This window comes from Myxococcus sp. CA056 (assembly GCF_013336715.1).
Taxonomy (GTDB): Bacteria; Myxococcota; Myxococcia; order Myxococcales; family Myxococcaceae; genus Myxococcus; species Myxococcus llanfairpwllgwyngyllgogerychwyrndrobwllllantysiliogogogochensis.
Genome location: NZ_JABUMT010000002.1, coordinates 1,196,670 through 1,213,520, shown reverse-complemented (window position 1 = coordinate 1,213,520; position 16,851 = coordinate 1,196,670). Strand labels below are relative to the sequence as shown.

13 protein-coding genes and 1 riboswitch are annotated in these 16,851 nt (G+C 70.3%); of the genes, 6 read left to right on the top strand and 7 right to left on the bottom strand.

What is annotated here, in order from left to right; all coding sequences use genetic code 11:
* Nucleotides 1–19 precede the first annotated feature (19 nt).
* A riboswitch (cobalamin riboswitch) is annotated at nt 20–267 on the bottom strand.
* A 6-nt stretch (nt 268–273) separates the two neighbouring features.
* From HUA76_RS12460 to HUA76_RS12430, 7 genes are all read right to left on the bottom strand, one after another.
* The gene (locus HUA76_RS12460) at nt 274–798 is read right to left on the bottom strand and encodes an FHA domain-containing protein (protein ID WP_141648015.1); all 525 of its coding nucleotides are present in this window, start codon (nt 796–798) and stop codon (nt 274–276) included.
* A 157-nt stretch (nt 799–955) separates the two neighbouring features.
* Nucleotides 956–2,227 carry a hypothetical protein gene (locus HUA76_RS12455; RefSeq protein WP_174460935.1) on the bottom strand — a complete coding sequence of 424 codons (1,272 nt, stop codon included), beginning with the start codon at nt 2,225–2,227 and terminating at the stop codon, nt 956–958.
* A complete protein-coding gene (locus tag HUA76_RS12450; protein WP_174460934.1) occupies nt 2,224–3,210 on the bottom strand; it encodes a tol-pal system YbgF family protein in 987 nt (328 codons plus the stop codon). The genes HUA76_RS12455 and HUA76_RS12450 overlap by 4 nt, the downstream gene beginning before the upstream one ends.
* Nucleotides 3,207–3,803, bottom strand: a complete 597-nt coding sequence (locus HUA76_RS12445; protein ID WP_174454381.1) for an RNA polymerase sigma factor — start codon at nt 3,801–3,803, stop codon at nt 3,207–3,209. The genes HUA76_RS12450 and HUA76_RS12445 overlap by 4 nt, the downstream gene beginning before the upstream one ends.
* A 44-nt stretch (nt 3,804–3,847) precedes the next feature.
* Nucleotides 3,848–4,954, bottom strand: a complete 1,107-nt coding sequence (locus tag HUA76_RS12440) for a hypothetical protein (protein ID WP_174460933.1) — start codon at nt 4,952–4,954, stop codon at nt 3,848–3,850.
* A gap of 178 nt (nt 4,955–5,132) precedes the next feature.
* Nucleotides 5,133–6,392, bottom strand: coding sequence for a dipeptidase (locus tag HUA76_RS12435; RefSeq protein ID WP_174460932.1), 1,260 nt, complete (start codon nt 6,390–6,392; stop codon nt 5,133–5,135).
* Nucleotides 6,393–6,477: 85 nt separating this feature from the next.
* Nucleotides 6,478–7,374, bottom strand: coding sequence for an MBL fold metallo-hydrolase (locus HUA76_RS12430; RefSeq protein WP_174460931.1), 897 nt, complete (start codon nt 7,372–7,374; stop codon nt 6,478–6,480).
* Between the two features lie 550 nt (nt 7,375–7,924).
* Between HUA76_RS12430 and HUA76_RS12425 the strand changes: the two genes are divergently transcribed.
* The 6 genes from HUA76_RS12425 (at nt 7,925) to HUA76_RS12400 (ending at nt 16,721) form a co-directional block, all read left to right on the top strand.
* Nucleotides 7,925–8,173, top strand: a complete 249-nt coding sequence (locus HUA76_RS12425; RefSeq protein ID WP_163863983.1) for a hypothetical protein — start codon at nt 7,925–7,927, stop codon at nt 8,171–8,173.
* A complete protein-coding gene (locus HUA76_RS12420; protein ID WP_141649416.1) occupies nt 8,170–8,523 on the top strand; it encodes a helix-hairpin-helix domain-containing protein in 354 nt (117 codons plus the stop codon). Before HUA76_RS12425 ends, HUA76_RS12420 begins: the two co-directional genes overlap by 4 nt.
* A 160-nt stretch (nt 8,524–8,683) precedes the next feature.
* Nucleotides 8,684–10,396, top strand: a complete 1,713-nt coding sequence (locus tag HUA76_RS12415; protein WP_141649415.1) for a dipeptidase — start codon at nt 8,684–8,686, stop codon at nt 10,394–10,396.
* A gap of 312 nt (nt 10,397–10,708) precedes the next feature.
* On the top strand, nt 10,709–11,251 hold the full coding sequence (locus tag HUA76_RS12410; RefSeq protein WP_141649414.1) for a MarR family winged helix-turn-helix transcriptional regulator: 543 nt from the start codon (nt 10,709–10,711) through the stop codon (nt 11,249–11,251).
* 560 nt (nt 11,252–11,811) lie between these two features.
* Nucleotides 11,812–14,955, top strand: a complete 3,144-nt coding sequence (locus HUA76_RS12405; protein ID WP_174460930.1) for a DUF4175 family protein — start codon at nt 11,812–11,814, stop codon at nt 14,953–14,955.
* 11 nt (nt 14,956–14,966) lie between these two features.
* A complete protein-coding gene (locus tag HUA76_RS12400; protein ID WP_174460929.1) occupies nt 14,967–16,721 on the top strand; it encodes a peptidase MA family metallohydrolase in 1,755 nt (584 codons plus the stop codon).
* Nucleotides 16,722–16,851: the final 130 nt, after the last annotated feature.

Below are 16,851 nucleotides of genomic sequence, written 5' to 3'. Positions count from 1 at the left end.
TCCGCACGTGTCGCCACGCGACACGTTCGCACCCCTGGGCAGGTCTCCTGGCTGATGGGCTCCGGCCTCAGGCGCACGGCGCGTCTGGCTGGAAGGGGGCTTCCGCCTTCCCCCGGAGCGCCTCAAGGCCGCTGCCGAAGTGGCGACTGTCCGAAGTCCCCGGCCCTGTCCTCAGGGCTGCCCAATCACAGTGGCGGGACCGCACCGGATTCGCACCGGCTTCCCTCTTGAAAGCCCGACATGGGCACCCAAGGGCGCACCCCTTCTAGGGGGTCACCTCCGTCGCGTCAAGCGCACCCGGGACAGCGCGGCACACGAGCGCACGTACTGCTCGAAAGCACTCGCTTGGAGGAACACCACCTCCGCGCCACCCAGTCGCAACGACGCGCGGCTGAACAGCGGCGAGGAGCGGCCCGGCACTATCAACACGCCTTCCTGATACGTGCCGCCGTGGCTCTCCAGGTCCGTCACGCTCCACACCTCCGTGTGCGGCTCCGGACGAAACCGCGCGTGCTGACGCGACACAGTGGGTTCGGGCAGGACGATGTCGCACTCGGGGCTGCGTCCCACCGTCACCTCGGGACCACTTCCCCGAAGGCGCGGCCGCAGCTCGAACACGACGGGCTCCACGACACGCGAGGGCGACGGGCCCATCAAGGTCGGCGCATCCACCGGAGACACCGGGCGCGGGCGACTCGGCATCGAGTCCCACACCAACACGGGCCACCCGACATCGCGCAGCAGCGCCTCGCGGTCCTCCCGAAGCTGAGCCATCAGCGCGGACAAACGGTGGAGCACGAGGGTCCTCCAGGCCGGAAGGAAGGTGCGCTCGCAAAGCTGTGCACGCCCCTTCCGTCTGTCCACCCCCACACGTCCACGAGGGCGCCTTCGCGGGGGGAACCTCGCGGGTCGCACACCCGACCCCATCGCCAGCCACGGTGAAACAATCCGGGCCTCACTTCTCGGGGCCGCAGGCGCTCCCCAGCGTGGCCACGTCCGCGTCGTAGTGCAGCGCCAATGCGCCGGAGGACTCGATGTGGCGCACGAAGAGGGAGCCGTACACCTCCGCGTTGCCACTGAGCGTCAGCGTGGCACCGGGCGCGTAGAAGTTCCCCGCGAGCACGCTGCCCGCGGAGATGCCCAGCGTCCCCGTGCCCGCGGAATAGACGCGGACGCGGGCCGGCGCGTCGATGGAGCCCAGGAGGAACTGCCCTGCCACCGTCACGTCGCCGCCGATGAACAAGTCCAGCTCTCCAGGCGGCACCACTTCCACCGAGAGCCGCTCGCCAATGACGACATCGTCTCGCACGAACAGCGCGGTGCGCTCGCGCACGACGAGGTTCAACCGCCCCTGTCCCTCGATGCTCGTCAGGAAGAAGCGCCCGCACGGCAGCTCCAGCGTGCGCTCCCCATTGAAGCCCGCAAGCGACGAGGCATCCAGGCCGATGGCCTCGTTGTGGTTGTTCTCGGCGTGGCTGCTGATGAGGCCGCGAATGTCCACCCGCGAGGCGTCATCACACGCGCACGGAGCCACCGAGTCCACCGGCTCTCGCAGCACCTCCGAGGCCGTCACCGTGCCGGACATGATGCGCTCGGCGGGCACGGCCAGCTTGCCCTCCACCGTCAGCGACGCCAGACCCACGTCACCGCGCACCCACGCATCCCCCGTCACCTGGGCGGACACGTTGCCCGTGAGCGGACCTCCGCTGTACAGGCCACCGCCCACCGACAGGCCGCGTCCCAGGGAGATTCCATCCGCGCCGCCCGCGCTCAGCCCACCGCCGAGCTTCAGCGTGTCGTTCGCCGCGACGCCGCCGTTCGTCGCCACCGCGCCGCCCTGCCCTCCCGGCACGTACTTGCCCATGGAGCTACGGAACGCATCCGTGGTGAGCGTGGCGCTGAACGCGAGCCTGTCGCACGAGCACAGCGCGTAACGGAAGGCGCGCTCCGCGAGGTGACCGCTGCACACCTTGGCGCCGGTGACGCTGTCACCCACCAGCAGCAGCGGGCCCGTGGAGGCACAGAAGGCCGCGGGGTCATCGGAGGGGTTCTCGCCCTCCCCTGTCGTCCCGCTGTCCGACGAGGCCACCGGGCCCGCGTCGCTGTGCGGCGTGTTGATGAAGGCCACCGGGTCCCTCACCGTGCACGCGGCCCCCACCACGAGCCAGCCCAGCAGGACGAACCTGCCCGGAGAACGCTTCCACCGCGATGCGAAGGCGCGAGTCATCGACCTGAAATCTCCCTCAGTCGGGCCCGAGCCGCCACTCCATGGGGCGAATCGGGGTGGCGCGCGAGAAAGGACTCCAGCGCCCGCGCCTCGCCGTCCCTGTCGCCCAGGGCCCGCAGGGCCTCCGTGACGCCGTGGCTCGCTTCTTCTTCCAGCACGCCCCCAGGCCAGCCCCGCTGGGCCTCCTGGTACTGACGCAGCGCCCCTCGCGCATCGCCCAGGTGCTCCAGCCGCAGCGAGCCCGAGGCCACGCGCGCGACATACGCGGACATGCCCTGCGGGTCGGTCCGGATGACGCGCAGATAGAGCGCCTCCGCGGCCTTCCACTGTCCCGTGGCGCGGTGACCATTGGCCCGGCGCAACAAGTCCTCTGGAGCGGGCGCGCTGGGGAGCATCTCCGTCCCACGGAGCTTCGCGGACGGCGAAGGGACCGCGACGTCCGGAGTGGTCCGAGGCACGCCGACCTCCGTCCCTCCGGTCGTGGTCTGCTTCATGCCAACGCCGGCCACGTCGGGTTCGGCCCGTGCCACGCCGACCTCCACTCCGGTCCGCGTGACTCCGACGCCGGCAACCTCGGCCCGCTCCACGTCGCCGCCGGCCTCCGCTCCGGTCCGCATGACGCCGGCAACCTCGGCCCGCTCCGAGTCGACCGCCGGAACCACCGGCTCGGGGCGCACGGGTTCGACGACTGCGGGCACCGCCACGACAGACGTCTCGACGGGCGCCAGCGAATCGCTCCGGCGGGACATGTGCCATGTCGCGACAGCCGCCGCGCCCACCACGAGCAGCGCCCCTCCCATCAACCACTCGTGCCGGCGACGGGAACGCGGAGGCGGCGAAGGCGCGTCCAGGGCGGCGAGCACCGCGGCCTGCACCAGCGCCGCGGACTTCTGCCGAGACAGTCGACGAGCAGGCCCCGGGTCCTCGTCCAGCGGCGCGAGCATCCCCGGAGGCAGCCCTTCTTCATCCAGGAGCCGACTCATTCCGCGCCTCCATCCGGAACGCCGCCGTCCTCGGTCGCCAGTGCGCGGAGCGCCGCGCGCCCCAGCCGCAGACGACTCCGAATCGTCTCGAAGGGAATTCCCAGCTCGTCCGACACCTCCGGCACACTCATGCCGAGCACATGATGCAACACCATCGCATGTCGCTGCTCGTCGGGGATACGGTCCAACAACATCACCATGCGACGGCGATGCACGTATTCATCCGGGGGCGCATCCTCGGAAGGCACCGCCATCAACTCCGCGGACTCATCGACGCGCCGCGCCTCGTTGCCCCGGGCGCGCTTCAGCCATGCGAACGTCGTGCGAGCCACCACCCGGTCCACCCAGGACTGGAACTGCCCCTCGCCCCGGTACGTGGAGAGCCCCCGCAGCAAGGCGATGAGCGCCTCCTGGGCGATGTCCTCCACCTCCCCGTCCCCGTGCACCAGATAGCGGACGAGGTTGCGCACCCGAGGCAACAGCTCCATCAACAAGGACTCGGCGGCCTCCCTGCGCCCCTGGATGGCCGCCTGGATGCGGGGGTCCGCTCCAGGACGTGCTCTGCCGATGGCTTCCCGTCCCGTGCTCGTCATCGACCCCATGGAGGAAGGTCGAGCCGAAAACGGGTCATCCCCACTCACGGCAACAACACCAGCGCCAGGGCGAACCTTGGCCGCACCGCCCAGCCTTCGTTGCGTGGCACGAAGTTTCCGTCCTCGGAGTAACCGAGCCGGGGCCGCCCCAGGACGCCATCGGCGGCGACGGTGGCCTCCACGCCCATCCACTGGGAGAAGCGCCAGCGCAGGGAGGTGTCGGGCCCCGCCAGCAGCGCGGGGATGAAGCGCGGCTTGGCGGCTTCGATGCCCAGGAAATACGACTCCGTGCTGCGACCGAAGATGAGCAGGCCCACTCCCGCGCCCACGCCCCAGCGCAGGCTCCCCACTTCGAGGAGCGGGGTGTCCACCCACAGCCCTCCGGCGTACTGCTCCAGCTTCACGTCCGTGCGGCCATCCGGCAGCTTCGCCTCCAGTCCCGCGAGGACCTGGAGGCGAAGGCGCACTCTGCGGAACTCCCAGCCGGAGGCGAGCAGCAGGCCCCGATGGCCGGACCGCTCATACCCATCCAGCGTCATCATCCCGCCCACCATCACCTCCCAGCGCAGCGGCACCGAGTCCAGGGCAGCCGGTGGCACGGCCCAGAGCTCCGGCGGCATGGGCGTGGGCTCACGCTCGGGCTCGGGGGTGGCGGGCGCGGACAGCGGGGCGGCGACCTCGACGACCTCCCCCAGGGGCGTGCCAGCCTCCACCGCGCGCAGGGCGGAGCGCACGACGAGCGCCACGGCCTCGGCGCCCGCGGACCACTCGAGCGCGCCGGGCTGACCTTCCAGCCGCGCGGTGCGCACGAAGAGGTGACGGCTGCCGGGTTCGGCGAAGTGGACGCGCAGCTCGGAGCCCGAGCGCTGGAACCAGAGGACGGCGCGGGCCTGGTGGACATCCGCCAGCTCGACGACGGAGCGCCACTGCGCCTGGGGCGAGCCTTCCATGGACGGGCCCGGCATGGCGCGCAGCTCGACGGGCAGGTCGCTGCTCTGGCCGCGCACGCGTTCGAGCAGGGCGCCATCCTCCTCGGAGGCCACACGCGCCACGGCGAGCCACGAGCCGCCGCGGTCCGCCGCGCGCGCCTCCCCGCCCAGGCACAGGGCGGCGACGAGCCCCAGCCGAATCAACACGACGCCCGATGCCATGACTTGAAGGCTAGCGTCTCGTGTGTGCGCGCGGGAAGCCCCGGGGACAAACACACCTCACCGCACTGACGCACTCTGGCAGGCGCACCGGAAAAGACGCGCTGCGCCTGCAATCCTCCGGCGGACGGGCGACATGGGCCTCGGACTCCAGTCTGCCCTCGCGCCCGTCGCGGATGACTCAGCGCTGGACGCTCGGGGGGGCGCGCAGCTCACGGCTGACACGCTCCGCCTCGCGGAAGACGCGCAGCAGGTTGCCGCCCAGAATCTTGTGGAGCTGCTCGCGGGTGTAGCCCCGGGCCACCAGCGCCTCGGTGATGCGCGGCAGGTCCGCCACCGAGTCGATGCCCTGCGGCGAGGAGTTGATGCCATCGAAGTCCGAGCCCAGGCCCACGTGGTCCACGCCCGCGACCTTGGCGATGTGGTCGATGTGGTTGATGAGGGATTCGAGCGGAGGGCGCTGCACCTTCGCGGCCCACTCCCAGCTCGCCTGGGAGTTCGCGCGGTAGCGGGTGACGGGGTCCGAGGCCTTGTGCTTCGCCTCCACCGCGTCCTGGGCGGCTTTCCGCTCGGTGGCCATGGCGGCGTAGGACGTGCGGTAGGTGTCGTCGATGAAGGCGGAGAAGAAGTTCACCATCACCACGCCGCCGTTGGTGGCGACGGCCTTGAGCATCTCGTCGGTCATGTTGCGCGGGTGGTTGGTGAGCGCGCGGGCGGACGAGTGCGACGCGATGACGGGCGCGCGCGTCACCTTCAGCGTGTCGAAGAACGTCTTGTCGGACACGTGGGAGATGTCCACGAGCATGCCCAGCCGGTTCATCTCGCGGACGACGTCGCGGCCGAAGTCGGTGAGGCCGTCGTGGTGCTTCACCGACGCGTCACTGATATCGCCCGACGAGTCCGCCCACTCGTTCGTGTTGGACCAGGTGAGCGTCATGTAGCGCACGCCCAGCCGGTAGAAGTCGCGCAGCACGCCCAGGTCATTCTGGATGGAGTGGCCGCCCTCGACGCCCATGAGCGTGGCGAGCTTCTTCTGCTTGCCGGCGCGCGCGGCGACGATGTCCTTCGAGGACAGGGCGAGCACCATCTGATCCGGGTGCTTCTCCACGGCGCTGAGCACCGAGTCGATGATGCGCAGCGACTGGTGGGTGTATTGGCCGGCGAACTCCTTGGGCTCCACCCAGATGGAGAAGAAGGCCGCGCCCAGGTTGCCGGCGCGGGCGCGGGACAGGTCCAGGTGCCCCTGGCCATTGGGCGGCTGGGAGCCCAAATCGAAGCCCTCTCCGAGCATGCGCAGGGGCGTGTCCACGTGTGTGTCGATGATGAGCGCCGACTCGTGGATGGCGCGAGCCTTCGCGGAGCTGGGCGATAGCGCGGCGGGAGCGGCGGCGAGGGAGGGCGCGCCCAGGAGGAACAGGGCGGCGAAGACGGAGCGGTTCACGCGGACACCTCGGAACGACGGGACGCGGGGGACTCTCCCACGGAGCCAGGGCGGGATGAAGTCGCGACGGTCCACCTTGGACTCATCAGGGGCGCTTGCCCTGCCCCACCAGCCCCAGTCCCGTGTAGACGACCTCCAGCCACTTCTCCGTCTTGACGTGGCCCTCGCCGAAGCTCCGGTACTTCTCCGGCAGGCCCTCTGCCTTCACCTGGTCGAGCGTCAGGCCCGCCACCTTCTTGCGACGCACGAGCGCCGTCGTCTCCCGCAGCATGGCGACGAAGCGCTCCAGGTCCTCGCGCCCCGCGAGCGCGCCGTGGCCCGGGATGATGCGCACGCCGGAGGGCAGGCTCGCGAGCACGCCCTCCGCGTTGCGCACGTAGCCCTCCACGCTGCCTCCCGCCTCCAGGTCGATGACGGGAAAGCGGTCCGTGAAGAACTGGTCGCCCAGGTGCAGCACGTTGCTGCCCACGAACAGCACCGCGCTGTCGCCATCCGTGTGGCCCGACGGCAGGTGCGTCATCCGCACCTCCTCGCCGTTGAACCAGAGGCTGAGCCCCTGCTGGAAGGTGAGCACGGGGCGCGCATGCTCCGGCGCGGGAGGCAGCGTCTCGCCCCGGCGGACCCTCGGCTTCGACATCCGCGCGCGAACGGCGTCATGCGCCACCAGCGTCGCCTCGCGCCCGAGCACCGCGTTGCCTCCCGTGTGGTCGCTGTGCACGTGCGTGTTGAGGACATAGACGAGCTTCTGCTTGCTCAACGTCTTCAGCGCCGCGCGCACCTTGTCGATGACCGGGGCGAAGTCGTCATCCACGAGGAGCACACCGTCGGGCCCCACCGACACGGCCATGTTGCCGCCGGCCCCCTGGAGCAGGTGGATGTTGCCCGCCACCGGCGTGGCGCGCACCTCCACCTGGGAGAAGTCACGCTCCTGCGCGAGCGCGAGACAGGGAAGCAGGACGAGCACGGCGGCGACGGCCTTCATGCGACCTCCAGACGACGGGGGATGCGTCGGCGGGCGTCTTAGCAAACCGGGAGCCCATTCATTCCCGACGCAGGTGCACTTCTCTCACGCCAGCCCTGCCGTCGAGCGGAATCCCCCGAACCTCCACGCCAAAGCGCGTGCACCGTTCGCGAGCCCCATGCCGTCGCGGAGTGGAGCCGGGTGCCAACGAGCGGAATCCCCCCAACCTCCACGCCGACGCACGTGCACCTTTCGCGGGCCCCCGCCCCTGATGCGTGGTGCCGGGTGCCGTCGAGCGGAATCCCCCGAACCTCCACGCCGACTCGCGTGCCCCCACCCCTGATGCGTGGAACCGGGTGCCGACGCGCTCTTGCCTCTTGAGAAGCCACTGGAGCCTCTTCGCCCGTCCTCGCGGTGGGACACCTCGCGGATGCTTGCACGGGGGCCAGAACGCTCCTCCGAGGGAGACGGCCCTGGCACGGCGACTGCTCAAGCAGGTGTCGACCTCAGGCGGTCGAGCCGGCGAGGCGGTCGCGCCGTGGTGGCGCGGTGTGGAGTGTGGAGGCGGAAGATGCTGATGGCGGGGAAGCGACTGGCGGTGTTCTCCATTCGCGAGGGCAAGGGCGGGAGCATCTGGGTGCGGGCGGGAAGCGCGTTCGTGAACAAGGACGGCTCGCTGAACGTGTTGCTGGATGTGCTGCCGCTGGACGGCAAGCTGCACGTGCGAGAGGCGGCGGAGAAGCGGGACACGCCGGGGGTGGGCGGACGGTACGCGCCCGAGGTGGGGCTGGACGCGGCGCCAGTGGGGGGCCACTCGTGAGAGCCGCGTGGGGACTGCTGGCGCTGGTGCTCCTGGTGGGGAAGCCCGGCGTGGCGGACGCGGCGCGGCTGCGCACTCAGTACTCGGGCGTGGTGAACCTCAACGAAGCGACGGCCGCGGAACTCGACTTGCTGCCGGGGGTCGGTGACTCGGCGGCGCAGCGCATCATCCAGCACCGGGGCAAGCGCCCCTTCCAGCGCGTGGAGGAGCTGGTGCGGGTGAAGGGCTTCGGGCGCAAGAAGTTCCTCAAGCTCAAGCCGCACCTGACGCTGAGCGGGCCCACCACCTTGAAGGTCGAGCAGGTGCCTCCGCCTCCCGAAGGAAAGGAGGTGGTCGCCACGAACAACTGACACGACGCATCCATTCACTGGGGAGTGGGGTCGCCGCCCGGGTCTACCTCGTGGCCCGGGCGGTGGCCCTGTCGAGTCCCGGCTTCGCGCCGGGGGAGCGGCCAGGCGCGGTGCACGTGAGGTTTGTATCTGGAACCCGGCTGGTAGAGCATCCGCCGCCATGAACCGACGACTGCCCCGACTGCTCACCGCGCTGCCCGTCTCGGCCGCGCTGGTTGCTCCGCCCGTGCTCGCGTGTACCAGCATGCTGGTCAACAAGGGAGCCACGGCGGACGGCGCCACCCTGATGACCTACGCCGCGGACGCGCACGAGCTGTACGGCGAGCTGTACTACACGCCCGCGCGCCGCCACGCCGCGGGCGCCATGCGCGACATCATCGAGTGGGACACCGGCAAGCACCTGGGGCGCATCCCCGAGGCGCCGGTGACGTACTCCGTCGTCGGCAACATGAACGAGCACCAGCTGTCCATCGGCGAGTCCACCTTCTCCGGCCGCAAGGAGCTGGAGGGGCCGGCGGGCATCGTCGACTACGGCTCGCTCATCTACATCGCGCTGGAGCGCTCCAAGACGGCCCGCGAGGCCATCACGGTGATGACGAAGCTGGTGGCCGAGCACGGCTACGCGTCCACCGGTGAGTCCTTCTCCATCGCCGACCCGAAGGAGGCGTGGCTGCTGGAGCTGATTGGCAAGGGCGCCGGTCAGAAGGGCGCGGTGTGGGTGGCTCGTCGGCTGCCGGAAGGGCACATCACCGCGCACGCCAACCAGGCGCGCATCGAGCAGTTCCCGATGAACGACCCGGACAACGTGCTGTTCTCGCCGGACGTCGTCTCCTTCGCGCGCGAGAAGGGCTGGTTCAAGGGCGCGGACAAGGACTTCAGCTTCGCGCAGACGTACAACCCGCTCGACTTCGGCGGGCAGCGCTTCTCCGAGGCGCGGGTGTGGAGCATCTTCCGGCGCGCGGCGCCGTCGAAGAACTACGGTCCGGAGTACGCGGATGGCTCCGCGCCGGCCAAGCGGCTTCCCCTGTGGGTCAAGCCGGACAAGAAGCTGTCCGTGCAGGACGTGATGTCGCTGATGCGGGACCACTTCGACAACACGCCGCTCGACATGTCCAAGGACGTGGGCGCGGGCCCCTACGCGGCGCCCTACCGCTGGCGGCCGATGACGTGGGAGGTGGACGGCAAGAAGTACGTCCACGAGCGCGCCATCTCCACGCAGCAGACGGGCTTCTCCTTCGTCGCGCAGATGCGCGCCTCCATGCCGGCGCCCATCGGCGGGGTGCTCTGGTTCGGCGTGGATGACACGTCCATGACGGTCTACACGCCGATGTACGCGGGCATCCGGCAGGTGCCGAGGAACTTCTCCCAGGGCGTGGCCAGCCGTGGGGCGTTCTCCTGGGACTCCTCCTTCTGGGTCTTCAACTGGGTGTCCAACCAGGCGTATGCGCGCTGGAGCGACATCTCCGTGGACGTGCACAAGGAGCAGGGCGCGCTGGAGGGCCAGTTCCTCGCGGACCAGGCCGACATCGAGAAGACGGCGCTGGAGCACTACAAGCGCAGCCCGGAAGAGGCGCGGCAGTACCTCACCACCTACTCGGTGCAGCAGGGCGAGAAGGTCCACGCGCGCTGGAAGAAGCTCGGGGAGACGCTGCTGGTGAAGTACATCGACGGCAACGTCCGCGACGAGCAGGGCAAGGTGAACCACCCCAAGTACCCGGACAGCTGGTACCGGCGCATCGCCCAGGAGCGCGGAAAGAGCGTGGAGATGCCTCCCGAGCCCGAGGAGCCCAAGCCCGTCGCGGCTCCGGCCCCCGCCCCCGCACAGAAGGCGCCGGCGCCCGCGTCGAAGCCCACGGTGGCGCCCGCCCCGTAGGCCCGCTGGCCCCTTTCCCGGATCCGGGTCCGGGAGGGGCGCCCAGGGTTGTTCCACCGAGCGGGGGCGCTCGGGCAGGGCGCCCCCGCCTCCCACCCCACGAGGTGGGCAGACGGGCGCCCCCTTCGAGGGCTTCCGGGCGTGGGCTTTGGAAGGCAGACCTGGCGGGCGCTGAATGCCTCACCCACGTCTTGCCGGTGACTGATACACAACGAAATCTACACGGCAGGGGGGACCGCGAAGAGATAGACCTCCTGCGACTCAAAAGACTTGGCAGAGACAGGGAGGCGGCAGGTGAGGGAAGATGAAGTCATGAAGGACACGGCCAGTGGGGAGCCTGAACCCCAGGAAGGTGAGCGGCCCAAGGGCCCGCCGCTCGGAGAAGTGCTCGAGTTCATGCGCCTGCTGTGGGCCGTGGACCACGGGCTCCAATCCACCTCGAAGCGAATGGAGTCGACGCTGGGCCTCACCGGTCCGCAGCGGCTCGTCATCCGCCTGGTGGGTCGCTTCCCGGGCATCACCGCCGGCACGCTCGCCCAGATTCTCCACGTCCACCCGAGCACCCTGACGGGCGTGCTCAAGCGGCTGGAGAAGCGCGGCCTGCTGGAGCGCAAGTCGGACCCGCTGGACGGACGCAAGGCGCTGTTCGCCCTCACGGAGACTGGACGCGGGCTGGACGTTCCCTCCGAGGGCACCGTCGAGTCGGCCGTGGCGCGCGTCCTCTCCCGGATGTCGCGCAACCGCATCCTCTGCACCCAGGACGTGCTCACCGCGCTCGCCCAGGAGCTGGGTGGCGTGCCGCCTCCGGAAGAGGACCTCGCCGACCCGACCGCGAAGAAGTCGGACGCTCGCTGAACAGGCGTGTCACGGCCCGCCCCTTCGGCGGGCCTCCGCTCGGTCGCTTCAAACTCCACGAGCGTCGACCGGTGCCGCCTCCGCGCAGGCCCTCGACGCTCCCGGCCCCCTCCCCGCCTCTCCACGAACCCCTGGCCCGTCAGGGCGGCGTTCAGCGTGGGCGACGCGCCCCATCACCGCCGTCAGGGCGGCGTTCAGGGCGGACCCTCGACGCGCCCCACCCCACCGCCGAGAGACCCGAGGCAGGGTGGGACTTCGTCTCGCGGCCCCGCCGACCCGGCGTCCGTGTCCCCCGGTGCCCAGTCCGAGGGAAGGGGCTGCGTCCCCCACTCGCGAGTCATGACGGGCACTTGGCGGACTCGGACGGGACGAACGGGGGCATTTGCCGCGTTGCCTCCCGGACCCTCCGCCGGTCGCGTGCTTCCGGCGGCGGACAGCCCCGCCCATCCTGGGTGAAATCCGTGGGCCCAAGCACCTCGCGGCCCGTCGGACGTTGCTAGAGAATCGGGAAATAGGCACCTCCGCCGGGAGTTGCCTCGCCACTGAGCGGACAGGACAGCGTGAACCTCGACACCCCGCAGAGCCCAGGCCCCGAGCTGCCGCCCCAGCCACCTCCGCCTCCGGCCTCGCCCACCCTGGTGGGCAGGTCCTCGCGGGGCCGTGGCGTGGAAGCCCTGCTCTCCGCCGTGCGCACCCGGCAGCGCCGGTACCTGTGGCTCCAGGGCCTCGCACTGGGCTTCATGGCCGCCTGCCTCCTGTGGGTGGGTGGCGGCCTGCTGGGACTCGTGGCCCCGCGCCTGGGCGGGTCGCTGCTCGGGATGGCCGTGCCCGTGGGCGCCGCGGTGGCGTGTGTCTTCGGCCTGTGGCTCGCGCGGCGACGGGTGGGCGACGACCTGCTCACCGCCCGACTGGTGGGCCAGCGCCGGCCGGAGCTGTCGCTGGACGTGCTGGCCGCGGTGGAGCTGCGGCGCGAGCAGGGCGGACACGCCAACGGCTCGCCGGAGCTGGCGGAGGCCTTCCTCGCGCAGATGGACACGCGGGTGCGCACCGTGGACGTGCGCTCCATCGTCGACGGACGCCCCGTGCAGCGCAGCGCCCTGGCCGCGTGCGGCGTGCTGCTGGTGCTCGCGCTGGTGTTGGGGCTCTTCAGTGAGAAGTGGGCCGCGGGCCTGAAGCGCATCCTCGAGGTGGCGCGCGCTCCGGAGGCCCCGACGCAGGTCGAACCCATCACCGGCGACATCGAGCTGACGTACCGCTACCCCGCGTACACCGGCCTGTCCCAGCGCACCGTGCCCGGCACCGACGGCGCCGTGAGCGCCCCGGCCGGCACCGAGATTCTCATCAAGACGCGCTCGGACCGCCCCGTGGAGCGCGCGGAGCTGGTCATCAACACCGAGTCGGTGCCGCTCAAGGTGACCGGCAACCGCGATTTGGAAGGCACCTTCATCGCGAAGCAGACCGGCCACTACCACTTCGTCTTCTACGCCCGGCGCGAGAAGCCCCTGGCGGTGGGCCCCGACATCCCCCTCACCGTGGAGGCGGACAAGGCGCCCCAGGTGACGCTGATGACGCCCGCCGCGGAGCTGGAGGTCGACCCCAACCAGAAGGTGACGCTCAAGTACGAAGCCACCGACGACTACGGCCTGTCCGGCCTGTCGCTCGTCTTCCGCACGCCCGGCGCGCAGAAGGACACGCGCGTGCCGCTGCGTCGCGAGGACGGCCGGCGCAGCCGCGACACGTACACCTGGGATCTGGGCTCGCTCAAGATGGACGCCGGCGACCGGATTACCTACTTCGTCGAGGCGCAGGACAACGACGCGGTGGACGGCCCCAAGAAGGGTGTCAGCCGCACGCAGGTGCTGCGCATCTACTCCGCCGCCGAGCACCACCGCGCCGCGCTGGAGAAGGCCGAGCAGCTGTGGGGCCGCATGGTGGACCACCTGGCGGACCGGCTGGAGGGCCCGGACCGCGACAAGCAGAAGGACGCCCAGGCCATCGCCACCGCCGCGTCCGTGGACACCAGTGGCCAGCAGCTCATCACCGACATGCGCACCCTGGCGCAGACGCTGTCGCGCGAGCGCGATGTGCCCACCGAGCTGGTCTCCGCGCTCGCCAACATCTCAGAGTCCCTGGGCAGCCACATCAACGGCACCGCGGACTTCCGCCGCCTCTACCTGCGCACCCAGCGCGCTCGGGGCGAGGACTGGGGCACCGGCAACCGCCTGTCCGGCGTGGTGACGGAGGAAATCGCGGAGCTGGAGAAGGACATCCTCTACCTGGAGGCGCTGCTGGACCGGCAGAAGCTGGAGGCGCTCCAGGAGATGGGCAAGCAGCTGGCCGGCGAGCGCCGAGAGCTGTCGCGCCTGATTGAGCAGTTCAAGGCCAACCCCGACGAGGCCGCGCGCCAGGCGGTGATGGAGCAGATTCAGCAGCTCAAGGCGCGCATCCAGGAGCTGATGCAGCGCATGGCGGAGATGCGCAAGGGCATCCGCGACGAGCACCTCAACGCCGAGGCCCTGTCCGAGATGATGAAGGACCAGGACATGCAGAGCGCCCTGGACGAGGTGGAGAAGCTGATGCGCGAGGGCAAGACGGACGAGGCGCTCGCGAAGCTTCAAGAGCTGGGCATGCAGATGGACGAGATGCTCAAGGGCCTGGACGAAGCCAACGAGGAGTTCGGCGGCGAGCAGTACCCGGAGCTCGCGGAGAAGTTCGGCAAGTTCATGGAGAACCTCAAGGGCACCGTGGACGAGCAGCAGCGCGTGGCCGAGCAGACGCGACAGTTGCGAGACCAGGCTCGCGCGCAGAACAAGGAGCGCCTCTCCGAGCGCGGCGAGTCCATCAAGAACGACCTGATGCGCAAGGTGCAGCAGGCCCAGCAGAGCTACGACAAGCTCAACCCGGAGCACCTCAACAGCCGCGCCGCCCGGCCGCTGGAAGAGGCCCAGTCGGAGCTGCGCAACGTGGAGAGCGCGCTGAAGGTGAACGACTTCGACCTGGCCGCGGAGGCCGCCGCCCGGGCCGAGGACGCGGCCCGGCAGCTGGCCGGCATGGGTGAGCAGCAGAAGCAGCTCGACGAGATGTTCGGCAACCCGCCCGAGGTGCGGCAGCAGTCCTCGGAGCTGGCCCAGCGCCTGGACCGCGACGCGCGCAACGTGCAGGACGTGAACAAGCAGCTCCAGTCGCTCTTCCCTCCCCCGGGCTCGCAGCTCTCCCAGCAGGAGAAGCAGCAGCTCCAGCAGCTCTCCGAGCAGCAGCAGCAGTTGGAGCAGCGCGCGCAGAACCTGCGCCAGCAGATGGAGGAGATGGAGCAGACGGCGCCGCTGTTCGGCGAGGAGGCCGCGCAGCAGATGGAGGGCGTGGGCCAGCGCATGGGCGAGGCCGCGCAGCGGATGCAGGGCAAGGACCCGGGCCGGGGCTACGGCGAGCAGCAGGCCGCGCTGGAGGGCCTGCGCCAGTTCCAGCAGCAGATGCAGCAGGGCCAGAAGGGCCGCAAGGGCGGACTGCCGCTTCCCGGTGGGATGAGCGGGCGCAAGCAGGGCAACTCCGGCAGGGACCCGAAGGACGAGGTGGAGCTGCCCGATGAGGATGCGTTCCAGGCCCCCAAGGAGTTCCGCAAGGACTTGCTGGACGCGATGAAGCAGGGCGCGCCGGAGAAGTACCGCGAGCAGGTGAAGCGCTACTACGAGGAGCTGGTGAAGTGAGAGACCGCCGGATGAATCGCTGGGTGGCCCTCGCGCTGGCCCTGGGACTGGGCGTGGCCGCGCCCGCCGTCGCGCAGGACGCGTCCTCCCTCAAGGACGAGGTGAAGACGCGCCTGGGCCAGGTGGAGCAGGGCCTGGACGACTGGGACGTGCCCGGGGCGAAGCGCGAGCTGGCCGCGGTGGAGCAGCTGATTCCCTCCGACGTGGAGCCCTTGAAGTACTACCAGGGCCGCGTGGCCTTCGAGGAGGGCCGCTACGACGACGCGGTGGGGCTGCTGGAAGGCGCCAACATCGAGGACAAGCCGGGCAGCTACCTGCGGCTGGCCAAGGACACGCGCGACATCGTCAAGAGCCACGAGCGCGCGGAGAGCGAGCACTTCATCTTCTTCTATCCGAAGGGCAAGGAAGCGGTGCTGGTGCCCTACGCGCTGGAGACGCTGGAGGCCATCCACCGGGCCATGGCGGAGGACCTGGGCTGGACGCCGCCGGGCGGGAAGATTCGCGTCGAGGTGGTGAACAACGCGCGCGAGCTGTCCAAGGTGAGCACGCTCACCGAGAAGCAGATTCGCACCACCGGCACCATCGCCATCTGCAAGTTCAACAAGCTGATGGTGACCAGTCCCAAGGCCGTGGCGCAGGGCTACGACTGGCAGGACACGCTGGCGCACGAGTACATCCACCTGGTCGTCAGTCAGATGAGCCGCAACACGGTGCCCATCTGGTTGCACGAGGGCCTGGCCAAGTTCCTGGAGTCGCGCTGGCGCGGCAAGGCGGGCCTGGCGATGACGCCGTCCACGCAGGCGCTCCTGGGCAAGCGCGTGAAGGCGGACACGCTCATCCCGTTCGAGAAGATGCACCCGTCCATCGCGCTGTTGCCCACCGCGGAGGACGCGGCCACCGCGTTCGCGGAGGTGTTCTACGCCATCGACTACGTGCACCAGTCCAAGGGCTCGGCCGGGCTGCGCGCCGTCGTCCACGAGCTGAAGGCCGGGCAGACGGACAAGAAGGCGGTGGAGGCGGCCATGGGCATGCCCTTCGCCCTCTTCGAGAAGACGTGGCTTTCGCACATCAAGAAGCAGCCCTTCCCCTCGGAGCTGGTGCCGCGCGACGACCGCGTGGTGCTGAAAGAGGACGCGAAGAACAAGTCGAAGGAGGACGGCGAGAAGAAGGGCCGTGAAATCTCCTTCGGCGATTTCAACGAGGTGGCGGAGGTGCCGGCGCGCAAGTTCGCGCACCTGGGTGAACTGTTGCGCGAGCGCAACCGCGTGAAGGCCGCCGCCGAGGAGTACGCCAAGGCGCACAAGCTGGTGGGCGACAAGTACGAGTCCGTCTCCAACAAGTACGCGCTGGCGCTCCTGGAGTTGAAGCGGCTGGATGAAGCGGAGTCCGTGCTGCGCGGCAGCCTGCGCGTGCACCCGGGCTCGCCCGCCACCAACGTGCACCTGGGCCGCATCCTCCTGCACCGCAAGGACTACCCGAAGTCGAAGACGGCCTATCTGGAGGCGCTCGCCTCGGACCCGTTCGACCCCGAAATCCACGTGGCGCTGACGCGCATCCACGGCGCGCTGGGCGAGACGGCGCTGGCGACCCGCGCGAAGGCGGCGACGGTGGTGCTCACCGGCCTGGAGCCCGCCGAGGTCGACCAGTTGGCGCAGCAGTTCCTGCGCGAAGAGGGCGTGCTGTCGGAGACCAACGTCCCCGCCACTGGAGGCGCCCCGAGCAAGCCCGCCGCGCCCGCCACGGGACCGACGGACGCGGGGCGCTGAGGCGCGACACGGAAAGCAGGGCGCGCGCTCGTCCCCGCGGCGCGCCTCGGCGTGGAGCCTGGAGCAGGCAGAGAGCGAGCCGACAGGCAGGGGCCTGCCCGCCACTGAAGGCCCGCCCTCGCCGTGTCCA

What these genes read in the sequence shown, in the direction of transcription:
- HUA76_RS12445 (WP_174454381.1), bottom strand. Translation starts at nt 3,803, where the DNA reads ATGACGAGCACGGGACGGGAAGCCATCGGCAGAGCACGTCCTGGAGCG.
- HUA76_RS12415 (WP_141649415.1), top strand. Translation starts at nt 8,684, where the DNA reads ATGAACCGACGACTGCCCCGACTGCTCACCGCGCTGCCCGTCTCGGCC.
- HUA76_RS12440 (WP_174460933.1), bottom strand. Translation starts at nt 4,954, where the DNA reads ATGGCATCGGGCGTCGTGTTGATTCGGCTGGGGCTCGTCGCCGCCCTG.
- HUA76_RS12455 (WP_174460935.1), bottom strand. Translation starts at nt 2,227, where the DNA reads ATGACTCGCGCCTTCGCATCGCGGTGGAAGCGTTCTCCGGGCAGGTTC.
- HUA76_RS12450 (WP_174460934.1), bottom strand. Translation starts at nt 3,210, where the DNA reads ATGAGTCGGCTCCTGGATGAAGAAGGGCTGCCTCCGGGGATGCTCGCG.
- HUA76_RS12400 (WP_174460929.1), top strand. Translation starts at nt 14,967, where the DNA reads ATGAATCGCTGGGTGGCCCTCGCGCTGGCCCTGGGACTGGGCGTGGCC.
- HUA76_RS12425 (WP_163863983.1), top strand. Translation starts at nt 7,925, where the DNA reads ATGCTGATGGCGGGGAAGCGACTGGCGGTGTTCTCCATTCGCGAGGGC.
- HUA76_RS12410 (WP_141649414.1), top strand. Translation starts at nt 10,709, where the DNA reads ATGAAGGACACGGCCAGTGGGGAGCCTGAACCCCAGGAAGGTGAGCGG.
- HUA76_RS12430 (WP_174460931.1), bottom strand. Translation starts at nt 7,374, where the DNA reads ATGAAGGCCGTCGCCGCCGTGCTCGTCCTGCTTCCCTGTCTCGCGCTC.